Here is a 7261-nt window from a genome sequence, read left to right on the forward strand (position 1 = left end):
ACTGATTATAGATTTAAAAAACATCATACTCCTCGGTCATGTCGACAACACCAACCTAAGGAGCAAGGATAGGCAAATTAATCTCAACCTACAATGTAGACAACCTATTTTAAATTGTTTAGTTTATCGCAAGCTTTTTCATTTTTTAAATCGCAAGCCTTTTGGTACCAATATTTGGCTTTTTGTAAATCGGTAGCCAATTTGCCTCCGTTATTATAATAATCACCCAAATGGAACATGCAGCTTACCTCACCTAAATTAGCACCCTTTATAAAATAATTATATGCCGCTTGAAAATCAGATTTGTTGCTATCGCTATTGTAGCCTTCTTCGCAAAGATGACCTAACTGATGGTAAACGCTTGCAATATCGCTGTAATTTGCACTAACTTTTGAATAATAATAGAATGCAATATTTTTATCAACTGTAGTTCCATGTCCGTTTTCATAGGCATAAGCTAAATCATAAATACCTATATCAGACCCTTTAGATGCAGCCATTTTAAAATATTTAAAAGAATTCGTATAATCTTTTTGCTTCCAGAAGTAAAAGCCTAAAGTATTTAATTCGTCTCCATTTAGTTCACTTACATGCGATAGCAGCAAATTTGCAGCTTTTCTATAGCCATCATCAGTGCCATTGTTTGCTTCCACAGCAGCTTGCTCAATGTAAGAAGTTTGAGTTTTAGCTTCCACTTCTCTTTGTTGTTTTTCTCTTTTTTCGGCTTTTGCCTTATCAAATGATTTTGCTAAATCCATTAAAGAACCTGAAATTACATTTAATGCCTGTGCTTGTTTTTGAGCTTTAGTTTGTTGAGGACTTGTATACGTTTGAGTATTTTGAACTGTATTAGAAGCGGTTGATGTTCTACTACCTGACAACGAAGAACTGGAATTAGCACAATCTGGGATATTTGGCGTCCCATTGTCACAAGGCGAGTAACATTCATCCTTACATCGTCCATCCGCACTAAAACATACACTGAATACAAAATAATTTATCTTGCTAGCATTTGGTAATGCTGTATTTCTATATACCTGATTGGCGGCTAATGTTTTCCTCATTGGTGTATTTCCAGAGCTTGCATCGCTTTCACTGAACTGGAAACTAAAGGCAACTTGTCTTCCGTAATTGTTCTTCACCTCGTACTCCCAAGTAAAGCCACCACTATTACCAGAATAAAAGCTCTGTCTAAACCGCCAAGCTATTCCTTTGTGGCAAGCCGTTGTTGACCAATTAGACCATGTTGTTACGGCATGACCAACCTCATCTCTTTGCTGAGCATAAGAAATTGTTATTTGAAACATGAATGCTAGAAGTAGTATTATATTTTTCATAATCAAAGTTTAACCAAAAATATACAAGACGGCTATTCTTCACCTACCTTTAAACTGCCTACCTTTTTGTAAACAATTTTATTAATCGTAACCTTATCTGCCGCAATGTTAACTTTCATATAAGCAAATAACGGTGTAGTTAAATTGACAATTAAAAGAAATTTGATAGGCAAATAGTAGCCGCTGCCATATTTTATACCATTTGTATTTATGTACGTATAGTTTGTGCTATTTATAGAATTTGTAGTATAGATTAAATAATCGCTATGGGATCTATTACCAAAAAACAGCGATGGTGAAAGTTAGGCATTAGCCTCCGCTTTATTAATAAAAGATATGCCATTAACGTTTTAGGGCATTAAAAACACAAAACTTGAGCCTTGCACGTCAGCCCGAATGACACAAAGCCCATGTTGACCGCAGTTTTTATTCATTTATTGGTATTAAGAAGTTATAAATTTTTTCTTTTTCCTTGTCAAAATACATAAGTGTAAAACTAGTTTTATTAAAGTTTATTAATTTGAATGAAGTAAACTTAACACCCTCAATTTTAGCATTTACATTTATTGCATTTTCTATTTTTACAACTTCAATAATTTCAACACTTTTAATACATTTTTCTTTATCAAAATCAGTTTCATTTATTTTGTATTTATAGCATTGAGAGGTTTTAAATAATTTATTTAGTTTAAAAGCATTTTCAACATCCCTATATTCAATGGGTTTGTTATTATAGGCAAATCCAAAAATTTCTACAACTGGCTTATCTGCAAGTATTCTTCTAAAATCAAGTGATTTTACAAATACAGTGTTTGCTCCAAAGAATGTCGCATTTATTTTGGTTGCTTTATAAACCTTAACTTTCACGTCATCTTCACTAACGAAAATTGTTGGGGATTTTCTTGTAATACTAATTGTTCCAAGTTTATTTAAATTAGAGATTTTTTTAGTAGTTAATGAAACATTTAAATAATCTTCGGGAGAATTTACTAATTCATTGTCGGGTTCAACATCCAATTTTGATAGTTCTACTATTTCTCTTTGCGCATCTTTGCCAACATTTATTTTTGCTTGTGCTTGTTGTTCAACTGCTAAATTTCCTAATGCACCCATTAGTTGATTTCCCGCTTTATAGATTGGGTCGTTAGCCATTGATGGTATGAAACCCCCAAAACCATTTGAATTAGGTGAAGAATTTGAGCTTTGCGAAGATTTGCCTTGGGTCGAGCCATTGCAACCAAGTTTAGAAATTCTATCCATTTCAATCTGCCAATCTTTATGTTCAGCTGCATAAAGTGGACAATTTTCTGTTACATAATCTGTCCAAGATTTCAATTCTGCATTAGGTGGTTGATTTGCTTGTTCACAAGTTTTTATATTTTTAAGAAATTGTGTCACTTTATTGTATTTGTCTATGCATTCTTTTGATTGTCCAAAAACAAATGTGATTTGAAATAATAAAATAGTAAGTAAAAATACTTTTTTCATTTTTGTAAATTTTAGTGCCTAGTAATTAAAAATTCGGATTTCGACTTTTCCCTCAGTTGTTCAATTCATATAAATATATTTTGTTATCAACTACCTTTTGATGTAATTTATAGCAGTATTCTTAGTTAATACATCATTAAAGCTCACTTGCCTTAGAGTAACTATTTTTCCACCAATAACTATTCGTACTTTTATTAAAGTCTAATTTCTGATACTGTACTGAATTCCTTTATAGCAAGAAACAGAAGTCCACGGTTCCCATTGCGGGCTTTGCCCAAAACAAATCGACAACCGAAGCAAGAATAGCAATAGCGGGAATGTTTTTTCATGATGGAAATTTCTAAATGCACATCATAAAATTAGACACTCTAAAAACATGAAAAAATAGCTACAACTAGCTATTTTTCTATACCCAACCTTCTTTAACAGACTTATTCACCAGTTCTAAAGCTGTTTTCACGCCCGCCTTGGCCAATATATTTTTTCTGTGGGCGTTTACGGTATGAATGCTAATGAACATTTGTGCTGCCATTTCCTGGCTGGTTTTTCCTTCTATAATGCCCTTTAGAATATCCCTTTCCCTTCTGGTAAAAAGGTCATACGATTTGGTAAAGACCTGCATGGGCTGAATATTATAGTAAGAGGCTTCGCCATCGAGGCCGATGATGGAAAAACAGGGTACTCCTTCTTGTTTAATGTGTGTAATGTCGGTCTCTAAACAAAGGGTCCGATAAAAGTTATCTTCATCATAGTCTATCTGCACGGCCTGGTGAAGTATTCTCAGGTATTGGCCATCCCTTTTTTTAATCCTGAAATCGTACTGCACTTTATAATAGGGTATCTTATCATAAGGTAATGCTTTAAAAAATTCGACTACCTTATATTCGAAATTCAAAAAATGGGTCTTATCATCTGGATGCATCTTATCCATCATAAATGCTGCAGAAATTTCTTCTTGTTCGTAGCCTAATATTTCTTTAACATCGCTGCTCACAAAATCCACATTTCCCGTGTACATGTTAAAGATCATATAAAAATAGTTGCCAGCCTGAAAAACGTTTAGTAAGCGCTTGTGGGCTTCTATTTGGGCTTGTAGCTGGGCCGGATCAACAGTGGTTTCTTTATCTACAACTGTTTTCCAAAACTTGTGGGCCGTTAGGAAAAAGTCTGAATCTATATTTTTCATTCATAGTTGGTTTAGCCGAAAAGACTGATAAGATGTGCTTAACAAAATACCAAACTCATTCTTCTACCAATTTAAAAATTAAAAACAACATAAAAAACTGGTTAGCAACATTTTAAAATCCTTAAAATTGCACCAGTGCAAAAGCGCTTTTGCGGATCAGGAAATACCGGCCTCCGCTTCGGAAGTTGTATTTTATGTACAGCCCTAAGTACAATAAACCAGATTGCAATGGCAGCCCTTGCGCAAAGCGAAGGGCTAAAATGGAAAGCAGGGCTAAGCATTAATAGCAGCATTACACTTGCTTTTCAGAAAATAGAAAGCTCAGATGATGAAATGGCGGCCTTAAAAATCCAGCGGCCCTAGCCTACGCATATTTCTCATAATGAGATATTGCCTATGTTTGATGTACGGAGTGGCTTTGTTGGGGTTCCAGCGTAACGGATTAGGAAAACAGGCCGCGACCAAAGCGGCTTCAGCCTTGCTCATTTTTTTGCAGGAATGGCCATAATAGGTCTGTGAAGCAGCCTCTGCGCCATAAATACCATCGCCCATTTCAATTACGTTCAGGTAAACCTCTAAAATCCTTTCCTTGCTCCACAACAGCTCAATCAGCAGGGTAAAGTACGCTTCAAATGCTTTTCTCACATAAGATCTGCCAGGCCATAAAAACACGTTCTTGGCCGTTTGCTGAGAAATGGTACTCCCGCCTTTTATTTTCTTCCCCTTATGATTATTGGCATAAGCCTGCTCTATGGCATTCAGGTCAAAGCCCATGTGCTTTAAAAAAAGCTGGTCTTCGGCCGAAACGGCAGCACGTTTCATGTTATCTGAGATCTCCTCAAAACCGACCCATTCCTTCTTTATCTTTGCTGGCTTACCATCAGCCTTGCGCTCCCAATTTCTTTGTACCATTAACAAGGTAATAGGTGGATTGATAAATCGGTAAGCGATGACCCAAATGATCGAAAACACAAAGAACCAGAGCAACACTTTGGCCAATAACATGCCCAGGCGTTTCCACCAAGGCTTTTTCACATTTCTTTCAGTAGATTTTCTTGCCATTATCATAAAGGTAAAAACATTTAGCGGAAAGCAGAAACTGAAATCCCTATCTTCTGCTATCTAACATCTCATGTCCAAACAAATCATCAATCGAAGCTCTAAAATCGTAAATCTAAAATCGTAAATTTCTATATTTGTTCATGCTAAAGAAAGAACGTTACCAGCATTTTGTTGAACATTTTACCAGCAAACAGCCACATGCCGAAACCGAACTGCACTACAATAACCCTTTTCAATTGTTGGTTGCCGTAATTTTATCGGCCCAATGCACCGATAAGCGCATTAACCAGGTAACACCTGCCCTATTTCAACGATTTCCTAATGCAAAAGCATTGGCAGAAACCACCCCAGATATTGTTTTCGACTACATTAGAAGCGTAAGTTACCCGAACAACAAAGCCAAACATTTGGTGGGAATGGCCAATATGCTTTTGCATGAATTTAATAACGAGGTACCTGCCGATGTTAACCTTTTGCAGAAAATGCCAGGTGTTGGCAGAAAAACGGCTAATGTTATTGCCTCTGTTGTTTATGATGCTCCGGCTATGGCTGTAGACACCCATGTATTTAGGGTGGCCAATCGTTTAGGACTTACCAAGGGGAAAACACCGCTTGCCGTTGAAAAAGACCTGGTAAAGAACCTGCCCGAACACACCATTGCCATTGCCCATCATTGGCTCATTCTACACGGCCGTTATATTTGTGTGGCACGAAATCCAAAATGTAATATTTGCGAGCTTACCAGCTTCTGTCAATATTATGAAAAGCTCCAAAAAACAGCAAAACCCAAGCTTCCAGAAAAAAGTTCAAAAAAATCCTAAAATAATTTGCATCAAACCAAAACATTTTGATATGTTTGCTAAAATTATTAGTTATACTATTTAATTATTTATTTGCCGAAACGTATTATTATATTTATTTCAAAGAATTACGAACATGAATCCAAACGCAGAAAAATTAAAAGCACTACAGCTCACCTTAGATAAACTTGAAAAATCATATGGTAAAGGTTCCATTATGAAATTAGGCGATCAGGCCGTAGAAAATATGGAAGCCATCTCTACTGGCTCTATCAGTCTTGATATTGCTTTAGGCATAGGTGGTGTACCAAAAGGACGTGTCATTGAAATATATGGCCCAGAATCTTCTGGTAAAACTACTTTGGCCACACACATTATTGCAGAAGCCCAAAAAAAGGGTGGTATTGCAGCCATTATTGATGCTGAGCATGCTTTCGATAAATTTTATGCAAAAAAATTAGGTGTAGACACTGATAATCTATTGATTTCTCAACCAGACAACGGTGAGCAGGCGTTGGAAATTGCAGATAACCTGATCCGTTCGGGCGCTATTGATGTGATTGTTATCGACTCTGTTGCTGCCTTAGTGCCAAAAGCAGAGATAGAAGGCGAAATGGGCGATAGCAAAATGGGCTTGCAGGCTCGTTTGATGAGCCAGGCCTTACGTAAGCTAACGGGAACCATTTCCAAAACTGGCTGTTGCTGTATATTCATTAACCAATTACGTGAGAAGATTGGGGTGATGTTTGGCAATCCAGAAACCACTACCGGAGGTAATGCGTTAAAGTTTTATGCTTCGGTACGTCTAGATATCCGTAGAACATCACAGATCAAAGATTCGGACGAGGTATCTGGTAACCGTGTAAAAGTTAAAATTGTAAAAAATAAAGTAGCTCCTCCTTTCAGGTTAGCAGAGTTCGACATCATGTTTGGCGAAGGTATTTCTAAAACTGGTGAGATCATCGACCTTGGTGTGGACTTCAACATCATCAAAAAAGCGGGCTCTTGGTTTTCATATGGCGATACCAAGTTGGGTCAAGGCAGGGACGCTGTTAAGCAATTATTGCTGGATAATCCAGAGCTAGCCGAAGAAATCGAAAATAAGATCAGGGCAGAAGTTACCGGAGAGCAATTGGAAGAGAAATAGTCAACTAACTATATTAAAAAAGCGCACCATGTATTTGATCATGGCTGTCTCTTATACACATCTGACGCTGCCGACGATCGAGCCATAGTGTAGATCGCGGGGGTGGGCGGGTCCGGAAAGAGGGGGGGGGGGGGGGGGGGGGGGGGGGGGGGGGGGGGGGGGGGGGGGGGGGGGGGGGGGGGGGGGGGGGGGGGGGGGGGGGGGGGGGGGGGGGGGGGGGGGGGGGGGGGGGGGGGGGGGG

General features: G+C 37.9%; 8 protein-coding genes. 3 read left to right on the plus strand and 5 right to left on the minus strand.

Annotated elements, in window-relative coordinates:
• Nucleotides 1–104 precede the first annotated feature (104 nt).
• The 3 genes from JHD79_RS14540 to JHD79_RS14550 form a co-directional block, all read right to left on the minus strand.
• Nucleotides 105–1337: a tetratricopeptide repeat protein gene (locus tag JHD79_RS14540; protein WP_199120032.1), complete on the minus strand. Its 1233-nt coding sequence runs from the start codon at nucleotides 1335–1337 to the stop codon at nucleotides 105–107.
• 426 nt (nucleotides 1338–1763) lie between these two features.
• Complete coding sequence (locus tag JHD79_RS14545) at nucleotides 1764–2825, minus strand: hypothetical protein (protein ID WP_199120033.1); 1062 nt, start codon at nucleotides 2823–2825, stop codon at nucleotides 1764–1766.
• 406 nt (nucleotides 2826–3231) lie between these two features.
• A complete protein-coding gene (locus tag JHD79_RS14550; protein ID WP_199120034.1) occupies nucleotides 3232–4011 on the minus strand; it encodes a LuxR C-terminal-related transcriptional regulator in 780 nt (259 codons plus the stop codon).
• Nucleotides 4012–4146: 135 nt separating this feature from the next.
• On the opposite strand from JHD79_RS14550, the gene JHD79_RS22815 reads away from it, so the two are divergent.
• Nucleotides 4147–4374: a hypothetical protein gene (locus JHD79_RS22815; protein WP_233164716.1), complete on the plus strand. Its 228-nt coding sequence runs from the start codon at nucleotides 4147–4149 to the stop codon at nucleotides 4372–4374.
• Here JHD79_RS22815 and mtgA read toward each other — a convergent pair.
• Entirely contained in the window at nucleotides 4354–5073 is a 720-nt protein-coding gene (mtgA, locus tag JHD79_RS14555; protein ID WP_199120035.1) for a monofunctional biosynthetic peptidoglycan transglycosylase, read from the minus strand. The genes JHD79_RS22815 and mtgA overlap by 21 nt on opposite strands.
• Before the next feature lie 140 nt (nucleotides 5074–5213).
• On the opposite strand from mtgA, the gene nth reads away from it, so the two are divergent.
• Together nth and recA are read left to right on the plus strand one after the other, a co-directional pair.
• A complete protein-coding gene (nth, locus tag JHD79_RS14560) occupies nucleotides 5214–5894 on the plus strand; it encodes an endonuclease III (RefSeq protein ID WP_199120036.1) in 681 nt (226 codons plus the stop codon).
• A 115-nt stretch (nucleotides 5895–6009) separates the two neighbouring features.
• The gene (gene recA / locus JHD79_RS14565; RefSeq protein ID WP_199120037.1) at nucleotides 6010–7020 is read left to right on the plus strand and encodes a recombinase RecA; all 1011 of its coding nucleotides are present in this window, start codon (nucleotides 6010–6012) and stop codon (nucleotides 7018–7020) included.
• Nucleotides 7021–7033: 13 nt separating this feature from the next.
• Here the strand turns inward: recA and JHD79_RS14570 are convergent.
• Nucleotides 7034–7261: hypothetical protein (locus JHD79_RS14570; protein WP_199120038.1), on the minus strand; the 228-nt coding region annotated here is incomplete at its 5' end.

This window comes from Pedobacter sp. ASV28 (assembly GCF_016428855.1).
Lineage (GTDB): Bacteria > Bacteroidota > Bacteroidia > Sphingobacteriales > Sphingobacteriaceae > Pedobacter.